We start from the raw sequence: 15632 nt of genomic DNA, 5'->3' as shown, positions 1-15632 counted from the left end.
ATAATCAGACAATTCCTGAAACCAGTCGTCGCTGACTCCGTTCTGCTACGGGGGAGTGACGCTTATTACGGACGCACCGCACGCAAATCCATCCGCCCGTCTTTCATCGGCGGGCACCAGTAGTAGCCACCGTTAAGTGGACGGCTGTAACGATACAAGCCATCGATGATGCCGTCTTCCAGACCGCTCATGCGCCGCAGTTGCACTTCAAAGGCATTCAAGGTGCGACCGAAGGCAACAAACATCAGCCCGGACTTGCCGTTTTCTGTCCACGGCATGGAGCGACGCACAATAAAGGCTTCCGGGGTGAAGCTTTCCTGGGCAGTACGTTTGACGTGGGCAGACTCCGGCGCATCGTCCAGCTCTTCGTTGTCGCTCTTGCGACGACCCATGATGTTGTCCTGCTCTTCGGACGGCAGTGCGGCAAAACCGTTCAGGTCATGCTGCCACTGCTGAATGGCAACAAAGCTGCCACCGTCCAGCCCGGCGCCAGCATTGGCAACGATGGCCGCGTCCACAGCCGCTTCGTCCACCGGGTTTTCAGTGCCGTCTTCGTAGCCGGTCAGGTCACGATCAGTGCCGTAACGGAAGCCTTCGGTCACTTGCAGCAGGTTGAACGCAGGCGCCAGGGCAGTCTCGATGGCCTGGCTGCGGTGCAGCAACTCGCCACGGTCTTCGCCCAGCAACCACAGCCACAGGGCGTGCTGGGTCGACGGGTTTTCAACCATGGCATTGATCGCAGGAAACACCCGCAACCCCGGGACTTTCGCGCCAAGGGCCAATACCAGCGGCGAACCAAAACCGGCCACCACGCTTTTGCCATCCACCCACTGCGACAAGGTGTCGAGTGCAGCCGGCAAAGCTTCTACTGACTTGAGGGCGAAAAACATGTAACGCGCTTGCGAAGGTATCGGTTTGGCAAGAATGCTCGACTGGTAGAGACTCATAGAAACTCCTTTGGAAAGCCTGGAGTTTACTCCTACCAGTACTTTTTCCGTCACCTCAGAGGGATTTTTCTTAAGTTCAACCCCTGCATATCAAGGCTCATGACGACAGCTGGTTGGCAAACTGACCCACGGCATCGACCACTTTCTGCGCGCCATCCTGGATTTCAACAATCACCGTGCCCGCTTCGGCGGCCAACGCCAATCCTGCTTCGGCCTGAAGCTTGCCATCGGCCATCAGGGCCACGGCGTTACGGGCCATGTCCTGGTTTTGCCGCACCACACCGATGATTTCTTCAGTGGCCTTGCTGGTGCGCGACGCCAATTGGCGCACTTCGTCAGCCACGACGGCAAAGCCACGACCTTGTTCACCGGCACGCGCGGCTTCAATAGCGGCGTTAAGCGCCAGCAAGTTGGTCTGGTCGGCAATCGAGCTGATGGTCTTGACGATGCTGCCAATCACTTGCGACTGATCGCTCAAGGCTTCAATGCCGTCACCCGCCTGCTGCATGTGACGGGCCAGATCACGCATCACTTGCACCGCTTCGGTCACCACTTTGGTGCCGCGCTGGGCGCTGCTGCCGCTTCGCAGACGGCCTGTTCCTGATGAACCTGATCGGTGATCACCGTGGCGAACTTCACCACTTTGTACAGGTTGTCATTGGCGTCGCGCACCGGGTTGTAGGTGGCCTCAAGCCATACATCACGGCCGTGACTGTCGATGCGCTGAAAGCGTGCCGCGACAAACTCACCCGCATTTAAACGCTGCCAGAAGGCCTGGTATTCGGCACTGTTCTGTTCTTGCGGGGTGCAGAACATGCGGTGATGTTTGCCCTGGATCTGCCCCAGGGTATACCCCATGCCGGAGAGAAAACGCTCATTGGCGGTCAGCACTTCGCCCTTGAGGTTGAACTCGATCACGGCGGTAGAACGCATCAGCGCACTCATCAGGTTTTCATGGTCGCGGGAAGTTTCGATGGTGCGCGTCAGGTCACTGGAGAAAATCGAAATGCGCAGCACCCGCCCGCTGGAGTCCAGAATCGGCTGCATGATCGAGCGCAGCCACGCTTCCTGGCCATTGCCGCGCAGCAAGCGCACGGTGCCACTGTAATGTTCATTGCGCTTCATGGCGCTCTTGAAACGAAGGCTGTGTTCGTCGTTTTTCAGGTGCGCGGGCACCAGTTCATCAATATGCAGACCCAGCAACGCAGTACCGGTGTAGTGCATCTGTTGGGTGAAGTTATGGTTGGCTGTCTCGATGCGCCCATCCGCGCCCAGAGACAGCACCAGCATTTCGCTGTCCAGGCTCTCCCGAACCTGCTGCAGGCTGGATATTTCTTCGCGAAGAGCCGACAGCTCTTGCTTCAAGCGTGTGTTGAACATGGGGTACCCGGAGCAATGAAAGAATGCGTGCAACAGAATCGGCTTTAGGCGAATTTTCTGGAGCGCCGAAAACGACCGTTCATCCAAAACCGAGGCCACTGAATAACCCTGCACATTCATGGCCACACGCAGCGGGCCATCGGAATTGCTCCCGCTTTGATTTACTGTGCTCGGGCCATCCCATAACCATAAGAAAACCGAGGTACATTTCATGGCCGCCGAGATTACAGACAGCCGCTCTGCCCGCTTTGCCCTGCGCTGCTCGAACTTTGCCGAGCGCTGGTTTCCCGATTCGTGGGTGTTCGCAGCTGTTGCGGTAATAACCGTGGCACTGGCCACGATGCTGATGGGCGCCAAACCCACCGATGCCGCCATGGCATTTGGTGACGGCTTCTGGAGCCTGATCCCGTTCACCATGCAAATGGCCTTCGTGGTGATTGGCGGCTATGTGGTGGCCAGCTCGCCGCCCGCCGTCAAACTGATCGACAAACTGGCCCGGGTACCGAAAAACGGCCGCCAGGCGGTGTGCTGGGTAGCGTTGATTTCAATGGTCGCGTCATTGCTCAACTGGGGGCTGTCGCTGGTGTTTGGCGGCTTACTGGTACGGGCACTGGCCCGGCGCACCAACCTGCGCATGGACTATCGCGCCGCCGGCGCTGCGGCCTACCTGGGGCTGGGCGCGGTGTGGGCACTGGGGTTGTCGTCTTCGGCTGCACAGTTGCAAGCCAACCCCGCCAGCCTGCCGCCGTCGATTCTGGCGATTACCGGGGTTATCCCCTTCACTGAAACCATCTTTCTCTGGCAGTCCGGGGTGTTGCTGGCGGCGCTGGTAGTGGTGTCGTTGATTGTCGCCTACGACACCGCACCCGGCGCTGAATCGGCCCGCGACGCAGCTGCCTGCGGTATCGACCCGAGCTTCAGCTCACCGAAGCTCCCCCCGCGCACTCGCCCCGGTGAGTGGCTGGAATACAGCCCGCTGCTGACCATTTTGCTGGTGCTGCTGGCTGCTGGCTGGTTGTTCCATGAGTTTTCGACCAAACCGGCGATCAGCGCCATCTCCGGGCTCAACACTTACAATTTTCTGTTCCTGATGCTCGGTGCCCTGCTGCACTGGCGCCCGCGCAGTTTTCTCAATGCCGTGACCAGCGCCGTGCCAACCACCACCGGGGTGATGATCCAGTTTCCGCTGTATGGTTCGATTGCCGCATTGATGACGGTGGTCAAGGGCACCGACGGGCAAACACTGGCCCACCATATCTCGACGTTTTTCGTGCAGATCGCGTCCCATGACACTTATGCATTATTGATGGGCGTGTATTCGGCGATTCTGGGCTTTTTTATCCCGTCGGGTGGCGGCAAGTGGATTATCGAAGCGCCGTACGTGATGCAGGTGGCCAATGATCTGGGCTATCACCTGGGTTGGGCTGTGCAGATCTACAACGCCGCCGAGGCGCTGCCCAATCTGATCAATCCGTTTTACATGCTGCCGCTGCTGGGCGTACTGGGTTTGAAGGCGCGGGACTTGATCGGCTTCTCGTTTGTGCAACTGTTGGTGCACACGCCGCTGGTGCTGTTTTTGCTGTGGGCATTGGGGACGACGCTGGTGTATACCGCGCCGGTGATGCCGTAAGCGTACTCGTAACTAAATGTGGGAGCGGGCTTGCTCGCGATTCAGGCGGCGCGGTAAAGCAGGAAAACCGCGTCGATACCATCGCGAGCAAGCCCGCTCCCACAGGTTATGCATGCAACTTTATACTGCGCCCACCGGCCGCAAACGATACTGCGGCGGCAACTGGTCAAGGCCGCTGATGGTGGTGTTCAGGCTTTTCCAGCGACCGTCCTTGATCCCGTAGATGCAGCCATGCACCGACAGCTTCTGCCCGCGGTGCCAGGCATTTTGCACAATATTGGTATGCCCGACGTTCGCCACCTGCTGGATCACGTTCAATTCGCAGAGGCGGTCAACCCGCTCTTCCTCGGTGGGCAACAGCGCCAGCGCTTCACGATTCTCGTAATACAGGTCACGGATCGAACGCAGCCAGCCATCGATCAGCCCCATCTGCTGGTCCTTCATCGATGCGCGTACACCGCCACAGCCATAGTGGCCGGTCACCAGAATATGTTTGACCTTCAAAACGTCGACCGCGTACTGGATCACCGACAGGCAATTCAAGTCAGTGTGCAACACGACATTGGCCACGTTGCGGTGCACAAAAAGATCGCCGGGCAACATGCCGACAATTTCGTTGGCCGGCACCCGTGCATCCGAACAACCAATCCACAGGTATTCCGGTGTTTGCTGACGGGCCAGCTTGGCGAAGAAGTCGGGATCTTCCTGCTTGATCGCATCGGCCCAACGCTCATTGTTATCAATCAGATCTTGTAGTTCGTTCATGCTGTGGAGCCTCAAGAGTTGATGCGCTGTTCTGACAGCCGACCAGCGGTCGGGGTCACTTGCCCCATGACATTCCGGCGGTCAGTTGGGTGGAATCTTCAGCAATGGCTACAGTCATCGTATTAAAGCACCCAGAGTATGAGGAATTACCATGACTGATTCACGTCGCCCCTACGGGGCACCACAACCCGCACCTATCGACGATATCGAGGACGCCATGGGTTCGGTGGAGCCGCTGGATTTTGATGATGACGATACCTATGAGCCCGTCAGCGACTTGTTTGTCGACGATACAGGCTCCAGGCACAGAGCCGCGCTGGATGACGAACTGGATCTGGGCCTCAACGACGACGACCTGGAGCAGGAGATGCTGATCCGCGAGGACGGCGCCCGCGATGCCAAGGAGGCTGCCCAGGGGCCGGACGGTGCCGCTGACTGGGATCTGAGCCTGGTTGATGAAGACGAAATCGGCGCCGGCAAAGGGCTGGATGAAGCCGAACTGGCGGAAATTGACCCGGTGGGACGCAAGCGTTGAAAAGTAAACCCTGTGGGAGCGGGCTTGCTCGCGATCGGATCAACACGGTTTACCTGATAAACCGCAGCGCCAGCATCGCCAGCAAGCCCGCTCCCACATAACGACTTTTCGCCGTCAGTCGACCAGCGTACAGGCCATCACCACCGCATCTTCACGCCCACCCACAGCCGGGTAGTAGTCACGGCGACGGCCGATTTCATTGAAGCCATAACGCTCATACAACTTGAACGCCGCGGTATTGCTGTCGCGCAGCTCAAGGAAGCATTCGCGCGCCTCATGCTGATAGGCAATCGACATCAAGTGCTCAAGCAGCTTGAGCCCCAGGCCACGGCCCTGGCTCTCGGGCTTGACGGTGATATTGAGCAGATGGGCCTCGTCGAGGATGATCTGCACCACGCCATGCCCTACCTGCTGCTCACCTTCAAACATCAGCCAGATATGGTACTTGCCCAGGCCGTCGAGAAATATGCCGCGGGTCCAGGGGTGACTGAAAGCGGCGTATTCAATTTTCAATACCGCATCAAGGTCCGCCTCGGTCATCGGGCGAAAAGTTACCGCATCACTCATCGTTCTGTTTCCAGCGCGCCATTAGCCGGCGCATGGCTTGCCACACATGCGCTTTGCGTTGTGGCTCATCCATTAAGAGTTCCAGGCCCGGCAACGCCCATGCGCTGCCCAGCCCTTCAATTTGCAGTTCAGTGTTGAACGCATCGGCATCGGCCTCACCGGCAAAACGCACCGCAGGCAGCCCGATCAGCCACAAACAGGCACATTCGGCCTCTTCCAGGCGGGCCATAAGAAAGCCCTGCACAAACTCACGCGCAGCCTCGGGCCCTTGATCGACATTGCCACGCCGCAGCAACGGCCAGCGCACCGGCTCGCCAATGATTTGCGGGCTGTCGGGCAAGCCGGCAGCGCGCAACATGTCTTTTAACAATAAATAGGCCGGGTCGCGGCTCTGGAATGCACCGCCTGTGGGTAACTCCACCAGCACCAGGCAACGTCCGGCCCGCAGTAACTGCAGGGCAAAACGCGGCGGTGGCAGTTGCACGACCTTGGCCGGTACAGGTGCCAACTCGGCTTCGACCACCGGTTTGCTGACCGGGCGACTGACCGAAGGCCGGGGCACTTCGATTTTTGGCCGCTCGACAGGTTTGCCCGGTGCAACCGCCGCCTTGACCGCAGGCCTTGTGATCACAGGCTCCGCGGGCGGCTCGGGGAGCACCAGCAGTTCTGGCCGCGAAGGGGCGGCAAACGGCAGTTCAGTGCGCGGCAACCAGCTGACCACTTGCATGGCAGTCAAGAAAGCGCGGCGGCGGGACTCATTCAACAAGGGTCGGCCATCTGTGGATTACTAAAGTGTGGGGATTCTACCGCCCTTCTGCCCTTCCCGCCCGCAGTTGATCTGCCAAGTGATGACTCGACAGCACGTTGCAGTACAATCGCGGCCTTTACTTGCCAATTGACCGGCCCTCCCATGATCGAACCCAAGCGCGTTTTACGTGCCCTCGCCGAGCACTGGGCACTCCTTGAGCCTTTGTGTGAACACTTCGACCAAGGCACCCTGAGCCTGAACGAATTACGCCTGCAACTGGCCGTTCATCAGATGGACAGCACGCCGCAAGACATCACCGCCGTGCTCGATGCCTGGATTCGTCTGGACATTCTGGTGCCGGTCGCCAAAAGCCCGAACCGTTTCGAGCTAAACGCCCAGATTCACGACTTTCTGGCTTATTTGCGCCACGAGCACCGACTTGGCCTGTGCCTGGAAATCGAAGCCTACCTGCGCCATCTGGAGCGGCTGGCAGGTTATATCCAGGATGCCTTCGACATTCGAGACGGCCATGACCTGGCACGCCAGCTGCGTTTGCTCGATATGCGGGTACGCGATGTATTGAAAAAACTCGCCAACGATGAACAGGCGCTGGTGGCCGTAGCCGAACGGGCCAAGACCAGCGACCGGCAAATTCCGTTGCGTCAGCGCTATGCCGAGGTGCTGGCAACCTGGGATGAATACGTCGAACCCATGATTCAGCTGGTCAACGCCGACGGCGCTTTCGAGCAAGGCGTACGCAAGGTCGAAGTGGTGCTGCTGCGCATGCTCAGCGAACAGCAACGCCTCGGCCACTTGGTAGACGACGACATGCTGCTGCGCACCCATGCGCGCATCCTTGAGATGCAAACCAGCGCCCAGATGACCCTGCGCCATGCCCGTGAGTTGCTACTGCCGCTGCGTGAAGAAGCCCGCCGGCACAATGCCGTGACCCGTGGTGCCGCGCTGGCACTGGCAGCCATCCGCCGCAAAGGCCTGGACGCTGTGCCGCAAGCAGCCATGCCGATGTTCACCCGCCCGCAAAGCACCTTTTTGGGTAGCGCCAGTCAGGTTGAGGCTTATGTCTATGCCCTGGCCCGCTTCGAAGCCAAACCGGCGAAATTTCCCAAGGCGCATAAGGTCCACCGCGGCGAAACGCCCAAGGCCCCGCGCACGGTCAAGGAAATGCTCGACCGCTGCAGCGATGCGCTACCGATGCCGGACTTGATGTGCTGGCTGCTGGCACAAGAGCCAGACGGCGACACCGATGAGCTGCTGTACTGGTTCTCACGCCTGTCCCGTGAAAAACGCTTCGTGCGCGAACGCCTGGAGCGCCGCGATTACCACACCCACGAACATTTGGTCAGCCTGCGCTCCTTCGCTCTGCTTTCTCACAGCGAAGATGCGACCCAGACTACTGCGAGCTCTCTGCATGCATCTTGATCTTTCTGAACTGTCCCAGCTGGCACCGATTTTTCGTGAGCTGTTCAAGGGTTATCACGTCAGCCGCCGCGACCCGGAGCTGTACGCGCAACTGTCGAACTTCCAGGATCAATACCGCGCCCTGTTTAAAGCCCTGGGCTTTGAACTGGTGTGTGATACCCGCGGCTTCTATTACTTTGTGCCCGACACTGCCACTGCGCAGGTCAACAAGACCGCACAGCGCCTGGCGCTATTCACGTTTATCATCGTCGAGCATCTGGCCGATCAGGGCCGCGACCCGATCGCAGTGCTCGACGGTGGCAGCCTGGGCCGCGACGAATTGCCCGCGCTGCTGGAAAAATACCGCGACCTGTTTGTACAGGCTGAAGTCACCAGCCAGGACGAACTGGAAGAAAAGATCATGCGCCGCATGACCCAGCTCGGTTTTGCCAGTGAAGAACCCGGCATCTATCGCTTTCTGCCACCGATGCACCGTTTTCTCGATGTGTGCCTGTCGGTGCAACAAGACCGCGACCTGACCGCCAGCCTGCACAGCATCCTGCCTTTGCCCACGCCGGTGCTGGCCGATGACGACAGTGATGACGAGGCCGCATTGGCCCGCGCCATTGCCGACGAACAACAGGAGATGGACGCATGAGCCAGGAACGCTACGGCATTCGCCGCTTTGCCCTGTTGAACACCGCCGGTTACAGCCTGGGGCTGTTCCCGCTGGAACACCCGCTGTCGGTCTACGGGGCGAACAACCTCGGCAAATCGGCATCAATCAACGCCCTGCAGTTCCCGATTCTGGCGCGCATGTCCGACATGAGCTTCGGCAAATACAGCCTTGAGCAGTCGCGACGCTTCTACTTTGCCTCGGACACCAGTTACATCCTGGTCGAAGTGTCCCTACCCCACGGCCCCCATGTGATCGGTGTTGTCGGTCGCGGCCCGGGGGGCGGCTTCGGTCACCAGTTTTTTGCCTACGCGGGCAAACTGGACCTGGCCCACTACCAGAAAGACGACACCTGCCTGCGCCAGAAGGAGCTGTTCAACAACCTGGAGCGTAATGGCCTCAAAGCCTACGAGCTCAAGCCTGATGAGCTTCGGCGTCTGCTAGTGGGCGGCCATACGTCGATCCCCCTGGACCTGACCCTGATCCCGCTGCGCTCCACCAGCGAGCAGAGCCTCAAGACCTTCCGCGCGCTATTTATCAACCTGCTGCATATGCGCGAAATCACTGCGGCCAAGCTCAAGCAACTGTTCCTCGATGCGTTCGAACACAGCCTGCGTTCGGGCAGCGTTGATTACATTGCCGCGTGCGAAGAAGCTTTCCGTGATGTACGACGCATGGAGCAGGACTACAACGCACTGGTCGGCGCCGGGCCGTTGGTCGAGGCATTGGCCGCAGGTGTGCGCCAGCGCGACCTGCTGCGTGGCAAGCTGCACCGCCTGTCACCGCTGCTCGATTCCTTGCTCGGTACCTGGCAGGACTACGCCGGGGCCCGCAAGGAAGAGCTGCTGATCCAGTCCGAGCACTACCGCAACGAACAGGACGCCCTGCAAAACAACCAGCGCAGCAGCACTCAGGAGTTGATGCGTCTTGAGCGGGAAATTTCCGGTATCCAGCGCTGGCTCGGCGAGTTGTCAGTGCTCAAACATCGTTTCGCCCTGGTCGACGACGTAAAGGTGCTTGAGCAGCAATTGCTGAGCGCCAAAGACGCCCACGACGAACTGGCGGGGGCGCTGGCGCAGTCGCGTCAGTTCAGTGCCGAGGATCTGGACGAGCGACTGCGCGATCTGGAAAAGCGCCTCAAGTCGGTCAAGCAGCAGCTCGATCACGCCGACAACAACAGCTATGCCCGCTTGCGCGAAGAGTTTTCGCAGCAGGATGTGGAACGCCTGATGCGCCTGTTCAACAGTGCCCTGTTCAGCCTGCCCCTGGGTGAGCACGGGATTGCGCTGGATGACAGCGATGCCTGGGTCAAATCGCTGGAGCTGATCCTCGATGGCTTTAAAGGCGAGCGTTTTGAAGCCCCGGGCCTGTCCATCGACTTGAGCCATATCGAGCCCCCTGCCCTGCAGGCACTGGCGGACCGCGCGGCTTTGCGCGAGCAGAAAGAGCGTCTGGAAAAAGAGCTCAAGCAACTCAAGACCCAGCAGGCCGTGACCTCTGACCGCGCCGCAAGCAAGAGCGAAGCCGAGTCCCTGTATCAGCAGGTGCTGGATGCGCAAAAGGCGCTGGAAGATTTCCGCCGCAGCCAGACGCTCAGTGCAGAAGAAGGCGAAAAACTCGAGCAACTGGCTCAGGCCGAAGCTGCGCAGGACGAGTTGAAACGCTCCAGCGATGCCTTCACCGAGCGCGTCCAGCAGTTGTCGGCCAAGTTGCAACTGGTCGGTCGCCAGATCGGTGACATGGAAGCCAAACAGCGCACCCTGGATGACAGCTTGCGTCGACGCCAACTGCTGCCCGCCGACTTGCCGTTCGGTACGCCATTTATGGATCCGGTCGACGATTCGATGGACAACCTGCTGCCGTTGCTCAACGACTATCAGGACAGCTGGCAGGGCTTGTTGCGTTGCGACGGCCAGATCGAGGCGCTGTACGCTCAGGTACGCCTCAAGGGTGTGGCCAAGTTCGACAGTGAAGACGATATGGAGCGGCGCCTGCAGTTACTGATCAACGCCTACGCCCACCGCACCGAAGAAGCCCTGACCCTGGGCAAGGCGCGCCGGGCCGCAGTCACCGATATCGCCCGCACGCTGCGCAATATCCGCAGCGACTACGACAGCCTCGAGCACCAACTGGCATTGTTCAACCGCGAAATCAACAAGCGTCAGGTGTCCAACCTCAAAAGCTTCCGTATCGTGCTGGCCCCCAACAAGGAGGCGCTCAAGCATATCGATCAGATTATCCACAGCGCCGGCCAGTACGAAGAAGGCGAGACACTGTCGGTGTTTGACCTCAGCCAGAGCACCGAACAGGACAACAAGAACGAAGAGGCCAAGGAGTATCTGGCGCGCCTGGTGGCAGCCAACCATAACCAGTTGGGGCTCAAGGACTTGTTCGAGCTGGCGTTCGAGATCACCAAGCTCAATGGCCAGCCGGTGATCCACACGGATATCGATGGCGCGGCGTCCAACGGTACGACCATGACGATCAAGGCGCTGACCAACATGTATTTGTTGCTGCACTTGATGGACCGCGATCAGGCCGGGCGTATTCGCTTGCCGTACTACCTGGACGAAGCTGCCGACATTGACGAGAAAAACCAGACAGCTCTGCTGGAGACCAGTTTGCAGCTGGGCTTTGTACCGATTCTGGCCAGTGTGAAGCCGCAGGTCTGCGCCCATGTGGCCATCGACCTGGAAGGCGGCAGCGGCCCTAACGGGATCTATATCGATGAAGACGACTGGAAGTACATTCGTCGCCATGACGAGGTGAAACCTGATGCGTTGACGGCGGTGGAAGAACGCGAACTGGATGAAGTCTGAGACTGAACCCCGTACATAAAAAAACCGCGATCATTGATCGCGGTTTTTTTTGCAGCTTATTTGCCTAACGGGATCTTCGGTGCCCACTGCAGCCATTCGTCTTCGAACTTGTCAAAGAGCGGGAAGGTTTGCTCAGGGCGAGCCTGGGTGCCCAGCTTGTCGCCGTCCGGTGTGGCGAAGGCAATGCCACCCTGCACCAGGGTTTCCAGGGATTCAGTACGAATCGTTGCTCCTTTGAACAAACCGAAGTCGACACCAAAACCGCTCGTATTCCAGAAGCGGCTACCGCTACGCACCAACGGCGCGTAACGCGGCTCGATCAGGATATGTACCAGCACCCGGTCGGCACTGTTGCCCAACTCATACCCCGTGACTTTACCCACGGTGACTTCACGGTAGGTGACAGGCACGCCCTCCTTGAGCGAACCACGACGGGCAGCGCTCAATACCAGGCTCAATCCGGCCTGGGAAACGGCGGCATCCGGCGCTTGCTCCAGGGCTACAAAACTGGTCTGGCGCCCCAGTTGTTTGCTCGCCGGTTGCACCTCGAGGTACTGGCCGGTGACCAGGGTTTCGAGGTTGGCCGTTTTCATCAAACCAAGCTCCGGCTTGACCACCCAGAATTGGCTGCCAACCCGCGCAATCCGCTCAGGCACTTCGGTGATGCGGGCCTTGAGCAGAACCGATTGCAGGTCCTCGCTCAGGTCAATGCTTTCGATCTTGCCAACATCCAGCCCCTTGAAGCGAATCGGCGTACCCTCGCGCAGGCCATCGGCACGCGGCACCTTGATCGTAACGGCGACTCCCTGCTGCATGGCTGCGTCACGGTCAGTAAACAGACGGAAACGCGGGATACGTTTTTGCAGCGGAGCCTTGGCTTCCGGCGTTTCAAAAGCAATACCGCCTGCCATCAGACTTTGCAGGGATTCGCTTTTAACCTGGATACCGCCGGTCAAACCGCCGGTCAACGTGATGCCGCTGGCATTCCAGAAACGGGTCGAAGCATTGACCAGATTCTCGTATTCCTTCTCGATATGGACACCGATCACCAACTGCTTTTTGGTGCGGGAGAACTGATAGCTCTGCACCGAACCGACCTTGACCTGCTTGTAGAGGATCGGGCTGCCGACATCCAGCGAGCCCAGGTTCTCGGTAAAGAGCACCATATGCAGGCCCGGTGAGCGCAGATCCAGCGGCGGAGCCTTTGGCCGGGCGACGAATTCGCGTTCGGGGGTGCTGCCCTTGTCACCCGGGCGAATGGCAATGTAGTTGCCTTTGACCAGCGCCTCCAGCCCGGTAATGCCGGCCAGGGAGATGGACGGCTTGACCACCCAGAACTGGGTGCCCTGCACCAGGTAATCTTCTGCCAACGGGTCCAGAGTCAGCTCGGCACTGGCGCTGGTCAGATCAGGGTCCACCTTGAGACCCTTGAGGCTACCGACCTGGATGCCTTTGTACATGACCGGCGTACGACCGGCCTGCAGGCCCTCGAAGTCGCTGAGTTTGACTTTGACCTTGATCCCCGCCTGCGCGGCATCGAAGTCTTCATAAAGACGGAACGGCAGGCTCGAATCGGTGGGCGGGCTGTCTTTGCGGTTCTCTGGAGTGGCGAAGGCAATACCACCGGCCACAATACTGGCCAGAGATTCGCTGCGCAGTTTCACACCCGACAGGTTGGCGTCGATGCTGATACCGCTGGCATTCCAGAAGCGCGTATGTTTGCGCACCAGATTGGCGTAGGTCGGCTCGATAAAGACTTTGATTTCAACAGTGCTTTGGTCTTCGGAAAGCACATAGCTTTTGATCTGCCCTACCTGGATCTGCTTGTAGAACACCGGGCTGCCACGGTTCAACGAACCGAGACGCTCAGCTTTAAGCGTCAGGTGCAGACCTGGTTTGGCATCAGACAAGGGCGGTTCTTGGGACAGCGCCTTGAACTTGCGTGCAGGCTCGCCATCGGCGGGACTGACCGCAATATAGTTGCCGGACACCAGCGTTTCGAGCCCGGTGATACCGGCCAGAGTGACACTGGGTTTGACCAGCCAGAAACGGGTATTGGTTTTCAGGTATTGCTCAACGTCCTTGTCCATTTCGACGGTAGCAATCACCCCTTTGCTGGGGCCAGACTCGTCGAGGGCGAGGGTTTTCACCTTGCCCACGGGCATGCCTTTGTAGACCACCTCGGTCTTGTTGGCGACGATGCCTTCGCCGCTCTCGAAACGCACCTGAATATCGATGCCGGTTTCGCTGTAGGCACGCCACCCCAGCCAGCCACCGATGACCAGGGCAATAAGCGGAAGGATCCAGATCGCCGACCAGTTGGAAGCCGGGCGGGTTTTAGCGGTAGGCAAGTCACTCATGGTCGTCGTCCGACTCCGTGTTGTCCCAAATCAGTCGGGGATCAAAAGTTACAGCTGCAAGCATCGTTAGCACCACCACACTGGCAAATGCCACTGCGCCAAGATTGGCTTCGATGCTGGCTATGCGTCCAAAATTCACCACGGCCACCAAAATGGCAATGACGAAAATATCCAGCATTGACCAACGGCCAATGAACTCGATAAATCGGTACATAATGATACGTTGCCGGGCAGAAAGAGGCTGATGGCGTTGTACCGAAAACAACAGCAAGGCGATGCCGACCAGCTTGAAGGTGGGCACCAGAATACTTGCCACAAACACCACGGCAGCAATCGGGATCATGCCGTGCTGTACCAGCTCGATGACACCCGCCATGATCGTACTCGGCGAGCCCTGGCCCAATGAGTTGACTGTCATGATCGGCAGCAGGTTGGCCGGGATATAGAGAATGGCCGACGTCAGCAGCAATGCCCAGGTGCGCATCAAACTGTCGGGGCGACGCGCGTGAACCAGAGCACCGCAGCGAGTACAGGTTTGCTCGTCGGTTTCGGGGTCTTGCCTGTTCAGTTCGTGGCATTCGCCACAGATCAAGATACCCGCATCAATCGCCCGCATGAGCATCCTCCCCGGATAACGCCTGCCAGATCTGGTGAGGTGACATCACCACTTCCAGCCAGACCTGTACCAGCAACAGGCTGACAAAACAGACCAGGCCCAGGCCAAGACTCAGCTCAGCCAGATCGGACAGTTTTACGATGGCCACCAGCACGCCCATGAAGTACACCTCAAGCATGCCCCAATCACGCAGATGGTGATAAATGCGGTAAATCAGCAAACCGTAGCTGCGCCCGATATTCCAGCGAATGCTCAGCAACACAGCAAGCTGGCAGAGCAACTTGAGCAGCGGGATGCCCATGCTGCACAGGAACACCACCGCCGCGATGCCTTGCATGCCGGTGTTGTACAAACCGAGCACACCACTCCAGACCGTGTCTTGCGACGCCTGGCCCAGTAGATTGAGCTGCATGATGGGTAAAAAGTTCGCAGGTATGTAGAGCAGCAAAGCAGCAATCACAAGCGCAAGGCTGCGTTCAACCACCTTGTACCTATGAGCGTAGAGTTCATAGCCGCAGCGCGGGCATTGGGCTTTCTCACCGAGGGCGAGATGCGGCTTGCGCATCAGTAGATCGCACTCATGACAGGCCACCAACTCGTCCAGCGGTAATTCTGACACCCTGCGGGGGTCAACCGGATCTGGCATATAGGGAGTCTCAGGCTCAGAAAATGACTGGGCCTATTCTAGTGCGCGGGCTACAAAATAACTGTGCCTATTTGCAGGACTTTAGCTGCAGGCGATCTGAAGAACGATACGCTCAGGCGGGTCATAACTTTTTTCGCCACAAAAACAAACCCCCTGTCTGCGTGAGCAGACAGGGGGTTTGGAATTTAATCTTGACGATGACCTACTCTCACATGGGGAAACCCCACACTACCATCGGCGATGCATCGTTTCACTACTGAGTTCGGGATGGGATCAGGTGGTTCCAATGCTCTATGGTCGTCAAGAAATTCGGTAGCCAGGTCGTTTACCTTTCGGTTTACGCTCCAGCGAATGGGTATGTAATAGATGTGGTGTTTTGTGAACCGCAAACTTTCGGTTTGTATCGTCTTCACACACCGCAACTTGCATGCTCTTGTGTTCAAGGGCGCAAATTGCTTGGGTGTTATATGGTCAAGCCTCACGGGCAATTAGTATTGGTTAGCTCAACGCCTCACAGCGCTTAC

At 58.6% G+C, this 15632-nt stretch carries 14 protein-coding genes and 1 rRNA gene; 5 read left to right on the top strand and 10 right to left on the bottom strand.

All coding sequences use genetic code 11. The features are described 5' to 3' along the window. Window positions 1-65: 65 nt before the first annotated feature. From GHN92_RS00075 to GHN92_RS24320, 3 genes are all read right to left on the bottom strand, one after another. Entirely contained in the window at window positions 66-947 is an 882-nt protein-coding gene (locus tag GHN92_RS00075; protein WP_095003209.1) for a Dyp-type peroxidase, read from the bottom strand. 97 nt (window positions 948-1044) lie between these two features. After that, window positions 1045-1476, bottom strand: coding sequence for a methyl-accepting chemotaxis protein (locus tag GHN92_RS24370; RefSeq protein ID WP_370824571.1), 432 nt, complete (start codon window positions 1474-1476; stop codon window positions 1045-1047). A 17-nt stretch (window positions 1477-1493) separates the two neighbouring features. Continuing rightward, on the bottom strand, window positions 1494-2327 hold the full coding sequence (locus GHN92_RS24320) for a PAS domain S-box protein (RefSeq protein WP_240043175.1): 834 nt from the start codon (window positions 2325-2327) through the stop codon (window positions 1494-1496). Between the two features lie 211 nt (window positions 2328-2538). Between GHN92_RS24320 and GHN92_RS00065 the strand changes: the two genes are divergently transcribed. Further along, the gene (locus tag GHN92_RS00065) at window positions 2539-3957 is read left to right on the top strand and encodes a short-chain fatty acid transporter (RefSeq protein WP_133144333.1); all 1419 of its coding nucleotides are present in this window, start codon (window positions 2539-2541) and stop codon (window positions 3955-3957) included. Window positions 3958-4077: 120 nt separating this feature from the next. Here the strand turns inward: GHN92_RS00065 and can are convergent, their stop codons facing one another. After that, window positions 4078-4722 carry a carbonate dehydratase gene (gene can, locus GHN92_RS00060; RefSeq protein ID WP_095003211.1) on the bottom strand — a complete coding sequence of 215 codons (645 nt, stop codon included), beginning with the start codon at window positions 4720-4722 and terminating at the stop codon, window positions 4078-4080. Between the two features lie 151 nt (window positions 4723-4873). On the opposite strand from can, the gene GHN92_RS00055 reads away from it, so the two are divergent. Then, a complete protein-coding gene (locus GHN92_RS00055) occupies window positions 4874-5257 on the top strand; it encodes a serine kinase/phosphatase (protein ID WP_169916771.1) in 384 nt (127 codons plus the stop codon). Window positions 5258-5371: 114 nt separating this feature from the next. On the opposite strand, the gene rimI is transcribed toward GHN92_RS00055, so the two are convergent. Further along, window positions 5372-5824, bottom strand: a complete 453-nt coding sequence (gene rimI / locus GHN92_RS00050) for a ribosomal protein S18-alanine N-acetyltransferase (protein ID WP_016781701.1) — start codon at window positions 5822-5824, stop codon at window positions 5372-5374. Beyond that, on the bottom strand, window positions 5817-6590 hold the full coding sequence (locus tag GHN92_RS00045) for an energy transducer TonB (protein WP_153379132.1): 774 nt from the start codon (window positions 6588-6590) through the stop codon (window positions 5817-5819). The genes rimI and GHN92_RS00045 overlap by 8 nt, the downstream gene beginning before the upstream one ends. A 144-nt stretch (window positions 6591-6734) precedes the next feature. Between GHN92_RS00045 and mksB the strand changes: the two genes are divergently transcribed. Genes mksB through mksF form a run of 3 tightly spaced genes read left to right on the top strand, consistent with a single transcriptional unit; the run spans window position 6735 to window position 11486 of the window. Further along, a complete protein-coding gene (mksB, locus tag GHN92_RS00040) occupies window positions 6735-8012 on the top strand; it encodes an Mks condensin complex protein MksB (protein WP_095019681.1) in 1278 nt (425 codons plus the stop codon). Further along, the gene (gene mksE / locus GHN92_RS00035; RefSeq protein ID WP_153379130.1) at window positions 8002-8649 is read left to right on the top strand and encodes an Mks condensin complex protein MksE; all 648 of its coding nucleotides are present in this window, start codon (window positions 8002-8004) and stop codon (window positions 8647-8649) included. The genes mksB and mksE overlap by 11 nt, the downstream gene beginning before the upstream one ends. Beyond that, window positions 8646-11486, top strand: a complete 2841-nt coding sequence (gene mksF / locus GHN92_RS00030; protein ID WP_095003215.1) for an Mks condensin complex protein MksF — start codon at window positions 8646-8648, stop codon at window positions 11484-11486. The genes mksE and mksF overlap by 4 nt, the downstream gene beginning before the upstream one ends. A gap of 56 nt (window positions 11487-11542) precedes the next feature. Here the strand turns inward: mksF and GHN92_RS00025 are convergent, their stop codons facing one another. From GHN92_RS00025 to rrf, 4 genes are all read right to left on the bottom strand, one after another. Beyond that, a complete protein-coding gene (locus tag GHN92_RS00025; RefSeq protein WP_095003216.1) occupies window positions 11543-13846 on the bottom strand; it encodes a PqiB family protein in 2304 nt (767 codons plus the stop codon). Beyond that, window positions 13839-14462 (bottom strand): paraquat-inducible protein A, encoded by a 624-nt coding sequence (locus tag GHN92_RS00020; protein ID WP_095003217.1) that lies wholly within the window; start codon window positions 14460-14462, stop codon window positions 13839-13841. The genes GHN92_RS00025 and GHN92_RS00020 overlap by 8 nt, the downstream gene beginning before the upstream one ends. Continuing rightward, window positions 14449-15108: a paraquat-inducible protein A gene (locus GHN92_RS00015; RefSeq protein ID WP_095021242.1), complete on the bottom strand. Its 660-nt coding sequence runs from the start codon at window positions 15106-15108 to the stop codon at window positions 14449-14451. Before GHN92_RS00015 ends, GHN92_RS00020 begins: the two co-directional genes overlap by 14 nt. A 189-nt stretch (window positions 15109-15297) precedes the next feature. Then, window positions 15298-15413: ribosomal RNA gene (rrf, locus tag GHN92_RS00010) — 5S ribosomal RNA — on the bottom strand. Between the last annotated feature and the right edge of the window lie 219 nt (window positions 15414-15632).

Origin of the sequence: Pseudomonas sp. FSL R10-2964 (genome assembly GCF_009600035.1) — a bacterium.
In the GTDB taxonomy this organism is placed as follows: Bacteria; Pseudomonadota; Gammaproteobacteria; order Pseudomonadales; family Pseudomonadaceae; genus Aquipseudomonas; species Aquipseudomonas bubulae.
The sequence above is the reverse complement of the archived record's forward strand: the minus strand, read 5'-3'. Positions and strand labels throughout refer to the sequence as shown.